This window comes from Halorubrum salinum (genome assembly GCF_024494575.1).
GTDB lineage: Archaea > Halobacteriota > Halobacteria > Halobacteriales > Haloferacaceae > Halorubrum > Halorubrum salinum.
Window position 1 is genome coordinate 638,536 of record NZ_JANHDO010000001.1, and the last position, 18,286, is coordinate 656,821.

The following is an 18,286-nucleotide window of genomic DNA, read 5'->3' on the forward strand; positions in this document are numbered from 1 at the left end:
CGCTACTCGGCCGCGCCCCACTTCTCGACGCGCTTCGGCCGGTCGGAGACGGCCATCACGTCGATGTCGTCGTCCGCGTGCTCGATCGCTTCGAGCGCCGCCTTCGCGGATGCGTACGTCGAGAAGTACGTGATCTCCTCTTCGACGGCGCTCTCCAGCAGCTCGCGCTGACGCGAGACGATGAGGTCGATCTCGCCGTGTTTCGCGGCCTCTATCAGGTCCGTCGCCTCGCTCAGCTGGAAGTGCTCCGCGTACCCCTCGACGAGCGCCTCGCCCGCCTCCGTGTCGGGGTCGGGGAACTCCTCGGCCGAGAGGTCGACGACGGCGGTGCCGGACTCGGGGATCGGCTTGCTCGTCGCGTCCTGCGCCTTGTCGTACGCCTTCCCGAACGACCGGGCGGTGCCCATGACCTCGCCGGTCGATTTCATCTCCGGGCCGAGCCGGGGGTCCGACCCCGGCAGGCGGTCGAACGGGAGGACGACCTCCTTCACGCTCAGGTGCTCCGGGATCTGCTCTGCCGCGTCGAGGTCGGCGAGCGAGACGCCGTCCGTCATCACCTTCGCCGCGAGCTTCGCTATCGGAACGCCCGTCGCCTTCGAGACGAACGGGACCGTCCGCGAGGAGCGCGGGTTCGCCTCTAACACGAACACCTGGCTTTCTGCGTCGTCGTCGTGAACGCCCGTCACGGCGAGCTGGACGTTGAGCAGCCCGACGGTGTCGAGCGCGCGGGCGATGTCCTCCGTCACCTCGCGAACACGCGCGAGGGTGTCGTCGTCGAGCGAGCGGGGCGGGATCATACAGGCGGAGTCGCCGGAGTGCACGCCGGCGCTCTCGACGTGTTCCATCACGCCGCCGAGCAGCACGTCCTCGCCGTCCGCGACGGCGTCGACGTCCAGTTCGACCGCGTCGGCGAGGAACTGATCGACCAGGATCGGCTTGTCGGGCGAGACCCGGACCGCCTCCTCGATGTACTCCTCCAGCTCCGCGTCGCTCTCGACGACGCGCATCGCGCGCCCCCCGAGCACGTAGGAAGGACGGACGAGGACGGGGTAGCCGATCTGGTGGGCCAAATCGAGCGCCTCGGCCTCGCTCGTGGCGGTTCCCCCCTCCGGCTGGGCGACGCCCATCTCGTCCATCAAGACGTTGAAGCGGTCCCGGTCTTCCGCCAGATCCATCGCCTCGACGCTCGTGCCCAGCACCTCGCAGTCGAGCCCGCGGCGGTCGATCTCCGCTTTGAGCGGTTCGCCCACGTTCACGGAGGTCTGTCCGCCGAACTGGACCATCACGCCGTCCGCGCCGGTCGTCTCTATCACGTCTGCGACCTCCTCCGCGGAGATGGGCTCGAAGAACAGCCCGTCGGAGGTGTCGTAGTCCGTCGAGACCGTCTCGGGGTTGTTGTTGACGACGTGCGCGTCGATGCCGAGTTCGCGGAGCGCGCGGACCGCGTGGACCGCGCAGTAGTCGAACTCGACGCCCTGCCCGATCCGGATCGGACCGCCGCCGACGACCACGACGCTCTCGACGTCGGGGTCGACGCGGACCTCGTTGGCCGCGCCCGCGGTGTCCGCGCCCTGCAGGAACTCCGGCAGCCGCGCGGAGTAGTAGTACGGCGTGGACGCCTCGAACTCGCCCGCGCAGGTGTCGACCTGCTTGTACGTCCGGTCCGGAACCTGCGTCTCGACTTCGCCCACGTCGGCGTCGACGCCGCCGGCGGTCGCGGTCGCCGCGATCTCGGCGTCCGTCCGACCGACCATGGCGGCATCGGTGAAGTCGCCCTCAGCGGCCGCGGCCGTGCCGTCGGCGATCTTCTCGAAGCGCTCGACGTACCAGCGGTGGATCCCCGTCAGGTCGATCACGTCGTCGACGCCGTAGCCGCGGTCGAACGCCTCGAACATCGCGTACGGCCGGTCGGGACTCGGGCGTTCGAGGTACTCCGACTCCAGCTCCGAGTCGGAGACCGTCCCGAAGTCGACCGCGGGGTCGTACTCCGAGGAGCGGAGCGCCTTCACCATGCTCTCCTCGAACGTCCGCCCGATGGACATCGCCTCGCCGGTCGACTTCATCGCCGTTCCGAGTTCGAAGTCCACGTCGTCGAACTTGTCGATCGGCCAGCGCGGCACCTTCGTAACCACGTAGTCGATCGCTGGCTCGAAGGCGGCCGTCGTCTCGCCGGTGATCTCGTTTTCGATCTCGTGGAGCCGCTTGCCAAGGGCGACCTTCGCAGTCACGCGGGCGATGGGGTAGCCGGTCGCCTTCGAGGCGAGCGCGGAGGAGCGAGAGACCCGCGGGTTCACCTCGACGACGCGGTACTCGCCGCCGGGAGTACCGTCGTCGTGCCACGCGAACTGGATGTTACAGCCGCCCTGGATCCCGAGTTCGCGGATGACGCCGAGCGCTGCGTCGCGCATCTCCTGGTGGCCGTCGTCCGGGATCACCTGCGAGGGAGTCACGACCGTCGACTCGCCGGTGTGGATCCCCATCGGGTCGATGTTCTCCATGTTGCAGATGATGATACAGGAGTCGTCGGCGTCCCGCATCACCTCGTACTCCAGTTCGACCCAGCCCGCGATGGACTCGGTGATGAGCACTTCGCTGTTGCGCGAGAGCCGCAGCCCCTTACGGACGCGCTCGACGAGCTCGTCGAACTCCTCGACGACGCCGGAGCCGGAGCCGCCGAGGGTGTACGTCGTCCGCGAGATGACGGGGAGCCCGCCGACCGAATCGACGGCGTCCCGGACGCGCTCGCGGAACGCCTCCTCGTCGAAGTCCGTGACCGACTCGTCCTCGCCGAGCGAGATGGTCGTCGACTTGGGTACCGGCTGGCCGATGTTCTCCATCCGCTGGCGGAACAGGTCGCGGTCCTCCGTCGCGTAGATGGTGTCGAGCGGCGTCCCCATCACCTCCACGTCGTGCTCTTCGAGGATGCCCTGCTCGGCGAGTTCGGCGGTGACGTTCAGCCCGGTCTGTCCCCCGAGCCCGGCGATCACGCCGTCGGGCTGTTCGATCCGGATGACCTCCGCTATCGCCTCCGGCGTGATCGGCTCGATGTAGACCCGGTCCGCCGTCTCCGGATCGGTCATGATAGTCGCCGGATTCGAGTTCACCAGGACGACGCGCGCGCCCTCCTCCTGAAGCGCGCGACACGCCTGCGCTCCGGAGTAGTCGAACTCCGCCGCCTGTCCAATCTGTATCGGTCCGCTACCGATGAGCAGTATGGTCCGGTCCTCGCTCATTGAGCGGACGGAATACGTTCATCGTAATAAGGCCGACGATAGAATACGAATCTCGCAGTGACTTTGCGATTTTCGCAAGGTACGGTGTGACATGTTGCGGCGATGCGACGACACGCGTCGTAGTGTGACCCGCGGCGGCCGCCCGCGGCCGCATCAGGCGTCGAGCGCGTAGCGGTACGGCCGGTCAGCGATGACCTCTATCTCTCCGCGTTCGGCCCACCGCCCCAGCACGGTCGCGACCCGATGGGGACTGTCGAGGCCGTCGCGCTCGTCTACGAGCGCGAGGATCTCCCGCGCCGTGAGCGGCTCGTCGGCGGCGTCGAGCACGCCGCGGATGCGCTCGTACCGGTCGAATTCACCGGTTCTCATACGTCTTACGTACGGTCCCAGAGCATATAGGGTTCAGTGAGACACGAGTCGGACAACTGTCTGACACGCCTCCTGAAACGACCGTTTCCGCTCGTTTCAGTCGGTTTCGCTCGCACCCGCGGCGGGGACCGTCAGGCGTACGGGTCCTCGGCCTCGAGGTCGCGTTCGGCGCGGTACTGGTCGACGAACTCGCTCACGTCGAACTCGACCATCTCCGCTTCGAACGCCGAGAGCGCCTCGTCGTCGTCGGCGTGGCTCACGGCGTGTTCCATCAGTTCGACGACGAGTTCGACGACGATCTCGTGGAGTCGGCGGGAGTCGAACGCCGTCACCCACGCCATCGCGTAGCCGACGTCGGCGTTCTCGGTCGCGTCGTGCGCGACGACTTGGTCGGGAAACTCCTCTAACACGACGCCGAGGAGGTGCGGCGTGTCGAACTCCGGCATCTCCTCGCTCGTCGTCTCGATCGCCTCGCGGAGCACGTCGACGAGGAAGTCGGGGAGGAAGCGCTCCGGGGGGTGGACGTCCATCACGACCGCGTGCGTCTCGCCGCAGTCGCACGCGAACTCGCGCATCCCCAGGTCCAGATCGCCGACGCCGATCGTCTCCCCGCACGGCAGCTCCAGCGTGTTCTCGTCGCCACCGGGGACGCGCGGCTGGGACATAGACGCACTTGGCCGCTCACGGGATTAAAATGCGCGGAACGGAACGACTCGTCGGAGGCCCCGGATACGGGTCGTCCGCTGCGACGACGCGGCGATCAGTCCGCCGCGGACGCCGTCCCGAGGTACGCGTCGTTGATCTCGTACTCGCCGTCGTCGTTCTCGACCAGGTACTCGCCGTAGTAGGGGACGCGGTTCGCGACGACCGCCTCGAACGTCTCGGCTATCTCCTCGCGGGTCATCTCGCCCATCGACCGGAGGTCGTCGTTGCGGTTGAGACACCCCTTCAGGTACCCCTCGTGCGTGACGCGCACGCGGCCGCAGTTCGCACAGAACTCCTCGTTCTCGACGGGGTCGACGATCTCGACCATGCCGCCGCCCTCTCCGTCGGCGTCCTCGCCGACGAAGTACCGCTTGCGGTCGTGCATCTCGCGGTGCTCGACGCGGTCGGCCTCCGCCGCGAGCCAGTCGTGTACGCGCCCGATATCGATGTTCCACTCGGGCTTGCCCGTGAGCTCCGGCATGTACTCGATGAGCTGGAGCTGGAGTCCCTCGTTGTCGGCGACGTGCTCGACCATCTCCTCGACGTAGCCCGCGGTGTGCGAGAACACGACCATGTTGAGTTTCACGGGGTCGAGCCCGGCGTCGACCGCGGCCTTCACGCCCTCCAACACTCGCTCGTACGCGCCCGACTTCGTCACCTCGGCGAAGTCCTCGGGGTCGAGCGCGTCCTGCGAGACGTTCACTCGGTCCAGCCCGGCGGCTTTCAGGTCCGCGGCGCGCCCCGGCAAGAAGGTCCCGTTCGTCGTCATCGACACCTCCATCGACTCCGGCGTGCGCTCGATTATCTCCTCTAGATCCTGTCGCAACATCGGCTCGCCGCCGGTGAACTTCACCGAGTCGACGCCGTACCCCTCGACGACCTCCAGGAAGCGTACCACGTCGTCCGCGCTCATCTCCGACTCGCTCGGCTCCATCGGGCCGCGCGTGTCGCCGAGCCCCTCGTTGTGACAGTAGACGCAGTCGAAGTTACACCGGTCGGTGAGCGAGATCCGCACCCCTGTCACCTCCCGTCCGAAGTCGTCCGCGAGCGGCCCGTTCATGTTCACACGAACCCGCTGGGATCGCTTAAATATCTGGTTCGATCGGCGGGTGAGGAAACCGAATTCGGTTATCTTCTCCCGCCGTCGTCGACGCCGACCGCCCCCAGCGCCTCCCGCGCGTACGCCGTCGCCACGTACCCGAACACGACCGCGACGAGCGCGAGCGACCCCCACACGAGCGCGGCGAACGCGGTCGGCCCGAGCGTCGCGAGCACGGGCGGCGTCACGCCTCCTCACCCCCGTCGATCCGATCGGCTTCGGCGTCGCCTTCGCCGGGGCCGTCGCCCCTCCCGTTGACGTCGGTGGGCCTGCCGCCCCTCCCGTCGCCGCCCTCCGCGGCTACGCCCCCGTCGGTCATCGGGCTGTCGAGCCGTCGGCACTCCGCGCCGAGGGCTCCGAGATCGGCCCCTTCGCCGCCGACGACGTGGGCGACCGCGGTGGCGGCCGCCGAGACGGTCGTCGCACCGGCGAACGCGACGAGGAACGACGGGGTCGGCGTCGGACCCGGGAGCGCCGCGAGCGCCGGCGCGAACTGCGGGAAGTACGCGGTGCCGACCGTCAGCCCGGCGAGGCTGGCGGCGACCGCGCCGCGGTCGGAGAGGCTCGTCGACCAGAGGCCGGCGAGGAACGGGACGAAGACGGCCGCCGCGACGAGGTCCGCGGTGAGGAACAGCGCGAGCACGCTGTACCCCTGTGCGCCGACGACGGCCGCGCCGATCGCCACGAGTGCGGTGAGCAGGCGGCCGGCGCGACCGAGCGGTCGCCCCTCGGCGTCGAGCACCCGCGCGAGGTCGACGGTGACGAGGCTCGCGATGGCGGTACACATCGTGTCGGCGGAGCTCGCGACGAGGAGCACCGCGAGGACGACGACGGACAGCGCCACCCACTCCGGGAACGCCTCGACCACGAGGAGGAAGAAGGCGACCGACGCGCCGCCGTCGGCGGTGAGCCCGAGCGCCGCGGAGGCGATCCCGAACAGCCCCGCGAGAAGCACCAGCGGGACCACGGCCACCGCCGCCACGGCGAACCCGCGGCGGACCGACTCGTCGTCGCGGGCGGCGTACACGCGCTGCCACACGCCCTGATTCAGCATGTTCGCGCCGAGCACCGCGAACGCGACGTACACGCCGAAGGCGACGCCCGGGCCGAACGTCGGGTCGAGAAGCGTCGGATCGGCCGACGTCGCGGCGGCGTGAAGCGACCCCGCACCGCCGAGCGCGATGACCGCCCCGGCGAAGCTCACTGCCAGAAGCGGCAGGATCACGATCGCCTGTAGGGTGTCCGTGAACACGCTGGCGACGAGGCCGCCGTACGCCGTGTACAGCAGGACGAACCCGCCGATGAGCGCCGCGGTGTACGCCTGCGGCACCTCGGCGACGAGCGAGAGCGCCGCGGCCACGCCGGTCAGCTCGGCGGCGAGGAACACGGACATGTAGAAGATCGAGACGGCGACCACGAGCGCGTACATCGACCGCCCGTACCGCGCGAGCGCGAACTCCGTCAGCGAGTGGCCCTCGGGGAGCAGCTCCCGGACGCGCAGGCCGACGGGGACGAAGAGCAGGAACGGGACCGCGCTCCCGACGGCGTAGCCGAGCACCGCGGGGAGCCCGCCGAACGCGGCTCCGGCCTCGGCGGGAGCCAGCAGTATCCACGCGCCCATCACGCTGGCGACGAGGGTGGCCGTCGTGGCCGCCGGACCGGTGGTCGACCGCGCCGTGACGTAGTCGTCGAGGGTGCGAACGCGCCCGCGGGCGTGGAGCACGCCCGCAACGGTGAACGCCCCTAGCGCGACGACGGTGACCGCCAGCGCGAGTTCGGTCGAGACCATCAGATCTCCTCCGCCGCGTACGCGGCGTCGAAGAACGCGACTTCGAGCGAGACGGTTCGGCCGAACAGGCCGGCGACCCGCTCGCGCCGCCGCGGGGACAGCGACGGGCCGACGCGGTCGAGCTCCGCGCGCAGGAAGTCGACGAACGACGCGAACGGCGGCGCGGCGTGCAGCTCGATCCACTCGGAAAAGAGCGGGTCGGCGGGGCGGTCGTCGGCCTCTCGGGTCGCCCACGAGAGGTAGATCCACTCCGCGGGCACGAGCACCGCCAGCGTCTCGGCGTACCCGCCCTCGCGGCGGGCGCGGCCGAGTAGATCACGGAACGCCGCGGTCGGCTCCGCGAGGACCGGGTCGGTCCGGTCTCTCCCCGGAACGTCGTGCGCGTCGAACGCGCGCTCGAAGAAGTCGTTCTCCGCGTCGGTGAGCGTGTCGAGGAACGCGACGTAGCGGCGTCGCGCGTCCGTCGACGGCGCGTCCGCGAGCGCGACGGCGAACGCCGCGGTCAGGTCCTCGACGACCGCGTAGTCCTGCACGACGTACCGCGCGAACGCGTCGCGGTCGAGGGTCCCGGCACCCAGCTCTCGCGTGAACCGGTGGTCCGTCGCCGCGCGCCACTCGTCTTCGACCCCGTCGCGGAGGGTCGCGGTGAAGCGGTCGCTCACGCCGCCCACCCCTCGTCGGCGTACGCCATCTCCCAGAAGGCCAGCTCGAGGCGGGCGCTCGTCAGGAACGCCTCCCGCATCTCGTCGCGGTAGCCGGGGCGGGCGGCCGCGCGGTCGTCGACCAACTCGCGCAGGGCCGCCGTCTCCGCCCGAAACGCCTCGCTCGTATACGTCTCGATGAACGGCGTGTACCGGTGGTCTCCCTCCGCGATCTCGGCCATGTGTTCCGCGACGTCGAGGTACCCCTGCATGCACGGGAACAGCGCCGCGACGGCGACCGGGACCGGCCGCTCGTGGGCCGTGCGGACGAGGAAGCTCGTGTACGCCTCGCAGGTCGGCGTCTTCTCCGTCTCCGCGAGGTCGGCCTCGCTCACCCCGTACTCCGCCGCGAACGACCGGTGAAGGTCGAGCTCCTCGGAGAGCACGGCGTCGCCCCCGCCCAGGAGCGTCGCCATCGCCGACTCGTCGCGCGCCTTCGCGCCCGCCACGGCGTAGGTCCGCGCGTAGTCGAACAGGTACCGGTAGTCCTGTTCGAGCCACCGCCGGAACGCGACCGGATCGAGGTCGCCCGCGGCCAGTTCAGTGACGAACGGGTGATCGAGCTGTGCGGCCCATATCTCCGCGCCCGCGTCGAGCAGGTCGTCGGTGAACGCCATGAAAACCCCGTGGTATCAGCGACTAATATAACTACTGTATACCACGCGGGCCGTTCGGTCTCTCTCGGCCGCTCCGAGCCCGCGCGCCGTCGGACCCTTTTAGGAGCCGGCTCGCGTTCCGTTCGCTATGTCGCTGCAGTTGCCGAGCGAGATCGTCGTCGAGCGGTTCCTTCCCACCGTCCGCGTGTTACTCGCCCGCGCGCTCGACGAGCGGGGGTTCACTCAACAGGAGGTCGCCGATCGCCTCGGCGTCACGCAGGCGGCGGTGAGCCGCTACGTGAGCGGTGACGCCGCGATCGAATCCCGGATCGCGGAGGACCCCCACACGCAGCGGACGGTCGAGACCGTCGCGGACGGGTTCGAAGCCGGGGACATCGACGAGTACGAGGCGCTCGCGGAGCTGTCGGCGCTGGTCGACGAACTCGAGGACCGGGGACCGATCTGCGCGATCCACGAGGAGGAGATGCCGGCGCTCGCCGGGCTCGGCTGTGACCTGTGCGTTCGCGGCGACGACGACCGGCTTCGAGCCGAGCGGGAGGCGCTCGCCGACGTTCGGAAGGCCGCGCGGCTGTTCGCCCGCACCGAGGGGACCGCCCGCGTCGTGCCCAACGTCGGGACGAACGTCGGCACCGCCCTCCCGGACGCGACCGACCACGCGGACGTCGCCGCGATCCCCGGCCGGATCTACGAGATGGACGGCCGGGTCGAAGTGCCGGCGAACCCCGAGTTCGGCGCGTCCCGTCACGTGGCCGGCACCGTCCTCGCGGCCGCCGCCGTCGACCCGTCCGTGCGGGCCGCGATCAACGTCCGCACCGACGACGCGCTGCTCGCCGCCGCCCGCGAGCGCGGGTTCGATCCGCTCCGGGTGGACGCCGACTACGACGACAGGAACCGGCGGCTCCGGGAGCGGTTCCGCGAGGACGGCGTCCGGCCGGTCGTGTACCACGAGGGGGCGTTCGGCATCGAGCCGGTCACCTACGTGCTCGGGTCGACCGCCGTCGACGCGGTCCGGCGGCTCGCCGATCTGATCCCGGCCGACCGCTAGCCCCCTTCTCGGCCGACCGCTAGATTCCGACCGCTCGCTCCTCGCCGTCCGAACACCGGGCGGCCGCGGCTCACACCTCGACGACCAGCCCGTCTCTCGCGACCTCGACTTCGCCCGAAAAGCCCGCGTCCCTGACGCCCCGTGCCATCTCGCGCTCGCGGCCTCCCGTGTGCGGGTACAGGTGCGAGAGCAGCAGGCGGCCGACGTCGGCGTCGGCGAAGGCGCGGCCCAATTCGGTCGGGTTCGGGTGGTTCGACACGTCTGTCCCGTCGGGGAACGAGCAGTCGTGGACGACCAGTTCGCTGCCGTCGGCGAACGACGCCAACCCCGCGAACGCCTCCGTGTCGCCCGATATCGCGAGCGGTCCGCTTTCGCCCGGCACGTCGGCGCTCGGCGGCGAGAACCGGTAGGCGAGGCCCTCCATCGAGTGGCGGGTCTCGCGGGCCGCCACGTCGAACCCGGCGGCCGAGAACGACCGCGACGCGGACACCTCTCGGACCGACAGGTCGATCCGGCCGTCGAGGTACCCGTGGACGTCGAACAGCCCGTCGACGAGCGCCTTCGTCCCCGTCGGCCCGACGACCTCCAAGTGGTCCGCCCCGGCGAGCCACCGGGCTTTCACGAGCGGTAAGAGCGCTGCGACGTGATCGAGGTGGTGATGGGTCAACAGCACGGTCGAGACGCCCTCGTAGCCGGGGTCGGTCTCCGCGAGCCGGTGGAGGACGCCCTCGCCGCAGTCGACGAGCAGCGTTCGGCCGTCGTCGGTGAGGAGGTAGCCGGCCTGCGCGCGGTCCGGAACCGGCATCGCGCTGCCGGAGCCGAGCACGGTGAGTTCCATGCCTCGACCGAGGCCGCAGACGCCTAAGTGCCCCACGGTGGGCGACCGGGCCGGCCGTTCGCCCACCGCGGGCACCAGAAAAAACCAACCTGATAATCGGAGACGAGGGTACATATACCGACTCGCGACTTCGGTCTCTATGAGCAGTCAGCGTGTCGCCATCGACGACGACGTGCGCGCGACGGTGCAGGGCGACGAACTCTTGGACGACCTCGGTATCGACGACGCGGAGATCGACCGGCGGAAGCGTCACACGCGGTTCGACGAGGACGACGAAGCGAGGCTCGAATCGATCGCCGCCGACCTCGATCCGGTCGCAGACGACATCGTGGACGACTTCTATCAACACATCAGCGAGGACCCTCAGATAGAGCAGATCCTCGACCGTTCGTCCATGCCGATGCCGGCGCTCGTCGCGGGGCAGCGCCGCTACCTCGACCGGCTCGTCGCCGGCGAGTACGGCCGCGACTACTTCGCCGACCGCGCCCGCGTCGGGCGGCTGCACGACCTCCTCGGGCTCGGTCCCGCCGCGTACCTCGGACAGTACTCGGTGTACTACGAGGGCCTGTTCGACGTGCTCGCCGAACGGGCGGTCGCGGGGCGCGGCGAGCGCGCCGACGCCGTCAGCGACGGCGGCGTCGACGCGGTGGGCGGAGCGAACGGGGGACCGGACGCAGCGGCGGGGACGACCGACGCCGCCGATACCGAAACACCGTCCCGACCGGACGCCGCCGAGGCGGTCGAGACGTTCAAGCGCGAGGCGCTGTCGGTGCTCAAGGCGTTCTTACTCGACCAGCAGCTCGCGATCGACACCTACGTCGACTCCTACGCCGCGGAGGCCGAGCGGGAGGCGCGCAGGCAGCGCGAGCTCGCACGCGACGTGGGCGAGCGGATCGGCGAGCCGGCGCGAGCCCTCCGAGAGACGACGGCGGAGGTCGCGGCGGAGAGCGACCGGATCGACGGCCTCGCGCGCGAGCAGTCGGAGCGGATGGACCAGCTCTCGCGGGAGGCGAACGAGATGACGGCGACGGTCGAGGAGGTGGCGGCGACGGCCGACGAGGTCGCGACGACGAGCGACGACGCGGCCGATCTCGCCGGCGAGGGCGTCACCGCTGCCGAGGAGGCCGCGGACGCGATGGAGGAGATCGAGGAGGCCACGGCGGAGGTGCGCGAGGAGATGGACCGGCTGCAGGCGCGGGTCGACGAGATCCGGGGCGTCACCGACGTGATCGGCGACGTGGCGGACCAGACGAACCTCCTCGCGCTGAACGCCTCCATCGAGGCGGCGCGCGCCGGCGAGGCCGGGTCGGGGTTCGCGGTCGTCGCGGACGAGGTGAAGTCGCTCGCACAGGACGCGAGCGACCACGCGGCCGACATCGAGGAGACCGTCGACGAGGTGGCCGAGAGCGGCGACGCGACGGTCGACGAACTCGAACGGACCGCGGACCGCGTCGAGACGGGGACGGAGCGGGTCGACCGCGCGCTCGACCGGCTCGCGGAGATCGAAGACGCGGTCGTCGACGCGTCGGACGGGGTCGCCGAGGTGTCGGAGGCGATGGACTCGCAGGCCGCCTCCGTCGAGGAGGTGGCCGCGATGGTCGACGAGTCTGCCGACTCCGCCGAGGCCGTCGCCGACGGCGCGAGCGAGATCGCGGTCGCGACCGACAGCCAGCGCGAGCGCGTCGGAGACATCGCCGACGCCGCGGACGACCTCGCCGAGTGACGGTCCCGGCCGCGGGCCGCTCCGGCCCGGCCCGTCGCTCTGACTTGCCCCGTCGCGTCGCCGCGGCTCTCCCCGGCCTGCCGCGCCGTCGCGGCCGGCCACTCCGCCGGACCAGTGGTGGCCGACCCGCTACTTGATCAGGAACACCGGGACTGTCGCGTCGTCGGCGACGCGGTCAGAGACGCTCCCGAGCGACTGGATCCGCTCGCGCGGGGACTTCCCCTCGGGGCTCAAGACGATCACGTCGGTCTCGTTTTCCTCGGCGTAGGCGACGATCTCAGTGTCGGGCGTCCCCTCGACGACGTGCGTCTCCGCGTCGAGTCCGGCCTCGCGAGCCCGGTCGGCGACGCGCGCCACCGCCGCGTCCCCCTGTGATTCGAGGTCCGCGACGATCTCGTCGTGGAGGTCGCCGGAGTTCGCGGTGACGATCCGCCGGTCGACGACGTACAGCGCGTGGACCGTCGCGTCGTGGTCGCTCGCCAGCCGCACCGCGTGGTCGAGCGCTCGGTCGACCGCCTCGCTACCGTCGGTCGGCACCAGGATGTCGTCGTACATGTCTCCCGATTCGATCCGGGGACAAATAACGGTACGCCAACGGGCCCGTCCTGCGGGAAGATCGGCCGAGGAAAACCACTATCGGGGTGGGGCCGCCACACAGGCCATGCCCACCGAAACCGAACGAATGCTCGCCGGCGAGCCGTACGACCCCACCGATCCGGCCCTCGTCGCCGACCGCGAGCGCGCTCGCGGGCTGGTCCGGCGGTACAACGCGACGACCGAGGCGGAACGCGACCACCGGCAGACGCTCCTCGACACGCTGTTCGACGCGGGCGGGAGCGAGGCCGTCGTCGAGCCGCCGTTCCGGTGTGACTACGGCTACAACGTCTCCGTCGCCACCGACTTCTTCGCGAACTTCGGCTGCGTGTTCCTCGACGTCGCCCCGATCCGGTTCGGCGACCGCTGTCTGCTCGGTCCCGGCGTCCACGTGTACACGCCGACGCACCCGATCGACCCCGACGAGCGCGCGACGGGACGCGAGCGCGGAGAGCCGGTGACCGTCGGCGACGACGTGTGGATCGGCGGCCGCGCCGTGGTCACGCCCGGCGTGACGATCGGCGACGGCGCGGTCGTCGCGGCCGGCTCCGTCGTGACGAGCGACGTGCCAGAGCGCGTCGTCGCGGGCGGAAACCCGGCACAGGTGATCCGCGAGATCCCCGACGAAGCGGCCTAATCCGAGCCGAGAGAGCCGAGCGCTGCGGCGAGCGGAGCGGCGACGCTGACGACGCTACACCCGCGCTCTATCGTGTCGGTCCCGACGAGGCGATCGACGCCCGCGCTCCGGAGTTTCGTCACGGCGTTGGCCGCGAGCATGGGATGGACGCAGGCGGCGATCACGCCCGCCGCGCCGCGGTCGGTCAGTACCGAGACGGACTCGCTCATCGTCGACCCGGTGGCGATAATGTCGTCGACGACGACCACGTCGCGGCCGGCGACGGGCGCGTCCGACGGGGAGACCTCGACCGCGCCGGTGTCGCGGTCGCGGTGCTTCTCGAAGTAGTCGACCTCACCGGTGCCGTGGGCGTCGCGTACCGTCTCCGCGACGTCGACCGCGCCCTCGTCGGGCGCGAGAAACAGCGGGTCGGCGAGGTCGTCGGGGAGCGGGTCGGCGAGGACGGCCGCGGCGTCGACGATCTCCACGGGCACGTCGTAGAACGCTGCGACGTCCCGTTCGTGGGGGTTGACGAGGACGACGCGGTCGGTTCCGGTCGAGATCGCGCGCGCCATCGCGCGCGCCGAGACGGGCTCGCCGTCGCCGAACGACTGGTCCTGTCGCGCGTATCCCATGTACGGGACGACGGTGGTCACGTCCGTCGCGCCCGCCTCGCGGACGGCGTCCTGTAGCTGGAGCAGTTCGACCCACGCGGCGTCGGAGTCGGTCGCGGCGACCACCGTCGCCGACTCCCCGTCGAAGTCGGGGACCGCGGCGAGCGACTCGCCGTCCGGGAACCGGTCGTACGTCGGCGTCGCGAGCGGGTTCCCCGTCTCCTCGGCCAGCGCGGCCGCGAGGATCTGTGAGCTGGATCCGGGTACGATCATGGTCGCCCGTATCCCGGACACCGGTAAACCAGTTTCCTTACACCGACGACGCGGCGCTCCGGTTGCGGGAGACGCCGGGCGAGCCAGACGTTCGCACACGCCAGCGACCCACGCACCGGCCCCACAGGGGCGGATATTTACGCGTTGGACGGGTACGACGCGGTAATGAGCGAATCCGGAGACCCGGTCGGTCTCCCCTGTCCGGCGTGTTCGCCGGGCGAGGAGACCGTCCACGAGGTGTTACGCCCCGGCGGACAGGCGACCGTCCGCTGTACCGACTGCGACCACACGTACAAGACCGAGATACCGGAAGAAGAGACCGTCGAGCTGACGATCGTCGTCTCACAGGACGGCGAGTCGTTCACGACGCGGATGGACGTGCCCGCAGACACCTACGTCGCGACCGGCGAGGAGTTCGTCGTCGACACCGACGACGCGCTGATGCAGGTGCGCGTCACCGGGATCGAGGTCGGTCCCGAACAGCGCGTCGAGGAGGCCGACATCGAGGACGTCGAGACGCTGTGGACGCGCGCGGTCGACAACGTCGCCGTCGCGGTGACGCTACACCCGAAGGACGGTGCCGCGGACCAGACGCGCTCGCTGCGCGTGAACGTCCCCGGCGACTACGAGTTCACCGTCGACGAGACGGCGGAGTTCGGCGACGAGGAGTTCACCGTCGAGGGGCTCCAGATCCGCGAGGACGCCCCCGAGTACCGCCACGAAAAGCTCGACCATCCCGGCGACTTCGCGTACGCCAAGGACCTCAAGCGCGTGTACGCTCGCGACGAGAGCCTGACCGCGTGGTCGGCGTGGTGATCACGTCGACGTCGATGCGGTGACGAGGCCGGCGCGCAACACGGCGACCGCACCGACGATGTCGACGTGACTGCGGCCGACCCCGAGCACGCGTACGGGCGGCCGACCAGCCCGAAATCGTGCCACGCGTCCGCACGGAAGGCTGCAAGCGCTGCCAGCAAAGTGTAGTTATTAATTATGCGGGTCGTCTGGCCGCGTATGGCAGAGATAGCCATCGAGTACGCCGCCGGCAGTCGCCTCCAGCCGGAGGCCGAGACGGCCCGACGCCTGATCGACTCGTACCTCGGTGATCGGCCCGACGTCGACGCGGTAACGCTTTCGCCCTCCAGTGACTCCGTGTTCTGTGTCAGCGTCGAAGGCGACCGCATCTGGTGTACGGACCCCCGCGAGTGGATCGACGCGATGGAGGCGGTCACGGCCGCGCGGCGACGCCTCTCCGAGGTCTCGTGAGAACGGGGTCACCCCCGCTCACCGCTCCGCCGCGCTGACCGCGTGCGCGAAGACGAACTCGCGGAGGAGCTTCCCGCCCAGCGCCGCGGCTTGCCCGTCGTCGCGGTCGTTCACTTCGACGACGTCGAAGCCGACGGCGCGCGGCGCGACCGTCCGAACGAGGTCGCGGACCGTCCGTGGGGTCAGGCCGAACGGCTCCATCGTCCCCGTCCCCGGCGCGAACCCGGGATCGAGGCCGTCGATGTCGATCGAGCAGTACACCGTCTCGTCGGCGAACGGACCGGGTCCGTCCCCGTCGAGCGCGTCGGTCCACTCGCGCGCGTCCTCCGGAGCGACCACGGTCACGTCGGCCTCGTCGGCGCGGTCCCACTCGGCCTCCGAGCCGGTGCGCGCGCCGACGATCACGGCGCGGTCGACGCCGAGGTCGTCGAGGGCCCGCCGGGTGACGCACGCGTGGTTCAGCGGATTCCCGTCGTAGGCGTCCCGCAGGTCGAGGTGAGCGTCGCAGACGACGAGCACGTCCGGGTCGGTCGCGGCGACGCCCGCGTGCGTGACGGTGTGCTCGCCGCCGACGAGAAGCGGGACGGCGTCGTCGTAGACGACGCTTCTGAGTTCCGCGGCGAGATGGTCGAGGTACGCCTCGACGTCGTCCCACGGCCGCACGTCTCCGGCGTCACAGACGCCGTGAGCGGAGAAGCGGCTCTCCGTTCTGCGGTCGTAGTCGTCGAACGTCTCGGCGAACCGCCGGACTCGGTCCGGTCCGAACCGGGTGCCCGGCTGAAAGGTGGTCGTCGCGTCGAGGGGAGCGCCGACGACCACGTAGGAAGCAGCCTCGCGATCGGTCGTCGCTCCCGGAAACATCGGCCTCGATTACCCGACGACCTTCCGCTGGCCCTCGTACTCCAGGTACTCGATGTTGTCGTCGGAGGAGAAGTCCTCGCCCTCGGGGATGCGCATCGTGAACGTCTCGTAGGTGTCCAGGTCCATGACCTGCGCGTCGTCGCCGGAGACGGAGACGACCTGCCCCTGCTTCCGCTGGATGATCGGCACCCAGACCTTCGCGTCGACGGGCTGGGAGAGCGAGCGCTTCTTCTCGTCGAAGACGCCCTTCCCCTCGACGCGGGCCTTGGCGCTCCCGTGTTTCCCGGGTTTGGCGGTGCTGTAGTGATTGATCTTGCAGGGCGAGTCGTCCATCATGACGTAGCTGCCCTCCTGTAGTTCGCGAACCTGCTTCTGCTCTCGCGGCATGCGCGAACCTTCCTCCGGCGCGGGTATAAACGGTTTGGAACGCCGCCGCGACCGTTCTCGTCGTCAGGGGTCGAGTTCGTCGACGTACGTGTCGTCTTCCTCGTCTTCGTCGTCGACGTTTCCGTCCGGCGGCACGAACGACCCCGTGTACAGGTAGCTCGCGACGAACAGCACGATGAATCCGACGCCGACCGCCGCGGTCGTCCGCACGACGATCGGGAAGTCGACCCAGTAGAAGAAGCGGTCGGAGATCGCCATCGCGATCACGGCGACGAACAGCAGCTTCTGCTCGTCGGTCGGGTTCCGAACGAATCCGACCACGTCGGCTTTGAGCTCGCTCAACAGTCCCATCAGGCCGCACCCCCGTTCGTCGCGGTCTCCCCCGTCTCGTCGATAACGCGGTCGACGCGGTCGAGCCCCTCCTCCAGCTCCGCCGTCGGCAGCCCGAACCCGATGCGGAAGCGGTCCGGGAACCCGAACAGGTTCCCCGGCGCGAGCACGACGCTCGCCTCCGAGACGACCGTCCGACAGAACGCCTCGGCGTCGGCGAAGCCGTCCGGCACCGTCACGAACCCGTTGACGCCGACCGGGTCGTACCAGTCGAGGCCGCGGTCCGCGACCCAGTCGGCGACGACGTCTCGGTTCGTCTCGGCGAGCTCGCGGTTCTCGGAGAGGATTCGGTCCTCGCGTCTGCCGAGCGCCTGTTCCGCGACGTGTTGGCCGAAGATCGACGGAGAGATCGTCGTGTAGTCCTTCCACTGCCACGCCCGTTCGACGACCGGCTCCGGACCGGCTATCCAGCCGAACCGGAGCCCGGCGAGCCCGTACGCCTTCGTGAGGCTCGTCGTCGAGATCCCGTGTCGGCCGTAGCTCGCGACCGGCGGTTGCGGGTCCTCTGCGAGCAGCCGGTACACCTCGTCACAGAGCAGGTACGCGCCGTTCTCGACGGCGACGTCGTATATCGCTCGCATCGCGTCCTCGTCGTGATACCGACCGGTGGGGTTGTTGGGGTTGTTCACCACGACGACCGCGGTGTCCTCCCGGACCGCGTCGGCGACCGCGTCGGCCGAGAGCTCCCACGCCGGCGGCTCCAACTCGACGCGCGTCACCTCGCCGAACGCCTCCGGGACGGCGTGGAGGGCCTGATACGTCGGCGTCACGACGACCGCGTGGGTGCCGGTGCCGATCGGGTCGTAGTCGCCGCCTCCTCCCTCCCCGACGCCCGCTTCGTCGCCGAGCAGCGACGCGAACGCGAGGAAGTTCGCCTCTTGGGTCCCGCACGTGACGAGGACCTCGTCGGCGCTGCGCCCGTATCGGTCGCCCACCGAGGCGCGGAGGTCGGGGTCGCCGTTCGTCGGGATGACGTAGTCGAGCCGACCCGGATCGAGGTCGAAGCGGCTCGCGTCCAGCGACCGAATCCCGCTCTCGGCCAACATGATATCGGCCTCGTGTTCGTGTTCCGCGAACCAGCGTTCGAGACCGAACGGGTCGATGCGCATACGACCGCTCGGAGCGGCGCGAGGATATGTGCTACGGTCTCTCGCGTTCGCGAGCAC

Annotated in this window: 20 protein-coding genes; 5 read left to right on the forward strand and 15 right to left on the reverse strand. The window is 70.1% G+C overall.

Going from position 1 to position 18,286, the window contains the following annotated elements; all coding sequences use genetic code 11:
* Positions 1–2: 2 nt before the first annotated feature.
* From carB to tenA, 8 genes are all read right to left on the reverse strand, one after another.
* Positions 3–3,233 carry a carbamoyl-phosphate synthase large subunit gene (carB, locus tag NO930_RS03415; protein ID WP_256402491.1) on the reverse strand — a complete coding sequence of 1,077 codons (3,231 nt, stop codon included), beginning with the start codon at positions 3,231–3,233 and terminating at the stop codon, positions 3–5.
* 153 nt (positions 3,234–3,386) lie between these two features.
* Positions 3,387–3,602 carry a hypothetical protein gene (locus NO930_RS03420; RefSeq protein WP_137783937.1) on the reverse strand — a complete coding sequence of 72 codons (216 nt, stop codon included), beginning with the start codon at positions 3,600–3,602 and terminating at the stop codon, positions 3,387–3,389.
* A gap of 131 nt (positions 3,603–3,733) precedes the next feature.
* The gene (locus NO930_RS03425; protein ID WP_137783936.1) at positions 3,734–4,267 is read right to left on the reverse strand and encodes a DUF5815 family protein; all 534 of its coding nucleotides are present in this window, start codon (positions 4,265–4,267) and stop codon (positions 3,734–3,736) included.
* A 95-nt stretch (positions 4,268–4,362) separates the two neighbouring features.
* On the reverse strand, positions 4,363–5,367 hold the full coding sequence (gene moaA / locus NO930_RS03430; RefSeq protein WP_256402492.1) for a GTP 3',8-cyclase MoaA: 1,005 nt from the start codon (positions 5,365–5,367) through the stop codon (positions 4,363–4,365).
* A 68-nt stretch (positions 5,368–5,435) separates the two neighbouring features.
* On the reverse strand, positions 5,436–5,594 hold the full coding sequence (locus NO930_RS03435) for a hypothetical protein (protein ID WP_256402493.1): 159 nt from the start codon (positions 5,592–5,594) through the stop codon (positions 5,436–5,438).
* Positions 5,591–7,195: a sodium:solute symporter family transporter gene (locus tag NO930_RS03440; protein WP_256402494.1), complete on the reverse strand. Its 1,605-nt coding sequence runs from the start codon at positions 7,193–7,195 to the stop codon at positions 5,591–5,593. The genes NO930_RS03435 and NO930_RS03440 overlap by 4 nt, the downstream gene beginning before the upstream one ends.
* The gene (locus NO930_RS03445) at positions 7,195–7,857 is read right to left on the reverse strand and encodes a TenA family protein (RefSeq protein ID WP_256402495.1); all 663 of its coding nucleotides are present in this window, start codon (positions 7,855–7,857) and stop codon (positions 7,195–7,197) included. Before NO930_RS03445 ends, NO930_RS03440 begins: the two co-directional genes overlap by 1 nt.
* Positions 7,854–8,513: a thiaminase II gene (tenA, locus tag NO930_RS03450; RefSeq protein WP_137783707.1), complete on the reverse strand. Its 660-nt coding sequence runs from the start codon at positions 8,511–8,513 to the stop codon at positions 7,854–7,856. The genes NO930_RS03445 and tenA overlap by 4 nt, the downstream gene beginning before the upstream one ends.
* A 127-nt stretch (positions 8,514–8,640) precedes the next feature.
* Between tenA and NO930_RS03455 the strand changes: the two genes are divergently transcribed.
* Positions 8,641–9,558, forward strand: coding sequence for a thiamine-phosphate synthase family protein (locus tag NO930_RS03455; protein WP_256402496.1), 918 nt, complete (start codon positions 8,641–8,643; stop codon positions 9,556–9,558).
* 70 nt (positions 9,559–9,628) lie between these two features.
* Here the strand turns inward: NO930_RS03455 and NO930_RS03460 are convergent, their stop codons facing one another.
* Positions 9,629–10,396: an MBL fold metallo-hydrolase gene (locus NO930_RS03460; RefSeq protein WP_256402497.1), complete on the reverse strand. Its 768-nt coding sequence runs from the start codon at positions 10,394–10,396 to the stop codon at positions 9,629–9,631.
* A gap of 139 nt (positions 10,397–10,535) precedes the next feature.
* Here NO930_RS03460 and NO930_RS03465 point away from each other — a divergent pair, with 139 nt between their 5' ends.
* A complete protein-coding gene (locus NO930_RS03465; RefSeq protein WP_256402498.1) occupies positions 10,536–12,119 on the forward strand; it encodes a globin-coupled sensor protein in 1,584 nt (527 codons plus the stop codon).
* A 129-nt stretch (positions 12,120–12,248) separates the two neighbouring features.
* Here the strand turns inward: NO930_RS03465 and NO930_RS03470 are convergent, their stop codons facing one another.
* Entirely contained in the window at positions 12,249–12,674 is a 426-nt protein-coding gene (locus NO930_RS03470; protein WP_137784717.1) for a universal stress protein, read from the reverse strand.
* Positions 12,675–12,780: 106 nt separating this feature from the next.
* Between NO930_RS03470 and NO930_RS03475 the strand changes: the two genes are divergently transcribed.
* Positions 12,781–13,350 carry a sugar O-acetyltransferase gene (locus NO930_RS03475; RefSeq protein ID WP_256402499.1) on the forward strand — a complete coding sequence of 190 codons (570 nt, stop codon included), beginning with the start codon at positions 12,781–12,783 and terminating at the stop codon, positions 13,348–13,350.
* On the opposite strand, the gene prs is transcribed toward NO930_RS03475, so the two are convergent.
* Complete coding sequence (gene prs, locus NO930_RS03480; protein ID WP_256402500.1) at positions 13,347–14,216, reverse strand: ribose-phosphate diphosphokinase; 870 nt, start codon at positions 14,214–14,216, stop codon at positions 13,347–13,349. The genes NO930_RS03475 and prs overlap by 4 nt on opposite strands.
* A gap of 165 nt (positions 14,217–14,381) precedes the next feature.
* Between prs and NO930_RS03485 the strand changes: the two genes are divergently transcribed.
* Positions 14,382–15,032 (forward strand): HVO_0476 family zinc finger protein, encoded by a 651-nt coding sequence (locus NO930_RS03485; RefSeq protein WP_256402501.1) that lies wholly within the window; start codon positions 14,382–14,384, stop codon positions 15,030–15,032.
* 198 nt (positions 15,033–15,230) lie between these two features.
* Positions 15,231–15,482 carry a SelT/SelW/SelH family protein gene (locus NO930_RS03490; RefSeq protein WP_049983181.1) on the forward strand — a complete coding sequence of 84 codons (252 nt, stop codon included), beginning with the start codon at positions 15,231–15,233 and terminating at the stop codon, positions 15,480–15,482.
* 18 nt (positions 15,483–15,500) lie between these two features.
* Here the strand turns inward: NO930_RS03490 and speB are convergent, their stop codons facing one another.
* The 4 genes from speB to NO930_RS03510 form a co-directional block, all read right to left on the reverse strand.
* Positions 15,501–16,343 carry an agmatinase gene (speB, locus tag NO930_RS03495; protein WP_137784132.1) on the reverse strand — a complete coding sequence of 281 codons (843 nt, stop codon included), beginning with the start codon at positions 16,341–16,343 and terminating at the stop codon, positions 15,501–15,503.
* Between the two features lie 9 nt (positions 16,344–16,352).
* Positions 16,353–16,730 (reverse strand): translation initiation factor IF-5A, encoded by a 378-nt coding sequence (locus NO930_RS03500; protein ID WP_137784133.1) that lies wholly within the window; start codon positions 16,728–16,730, stop codon positions 16,353–16,355.
* 63 nt (positions 16,731–16,793) lie between these two features.
* Positions 16,794–17,081, reverse strand: a complete 288-nt coding sequence (locus NO930_RS03505; RefSeq protein ID WP_137784134.1) for a hypothetical protein — start codon at positions 17,079–17,081, stop codon at positions 16,794–16,796.
* Positions 17,081–18,229 (reverse strand): aminotransferase class I/II-fold pyridoxal phosphate-dependent enzyme, encoded by a 1,149-nt coding sequence (locus NO930_RS03510; RefSeq protein WP_256402502.1) that lies wholly within the window; start codon positions 18,227–18,229, stop codon positions 17,081–17,083. The genes NO930_RS03505 and NO930_RS03510 overlap by 1 nt, the downstream gene beginning before the upstream one ends.
* Positions 18,230–18,286 lie beyond the last annotated feature (57 nt).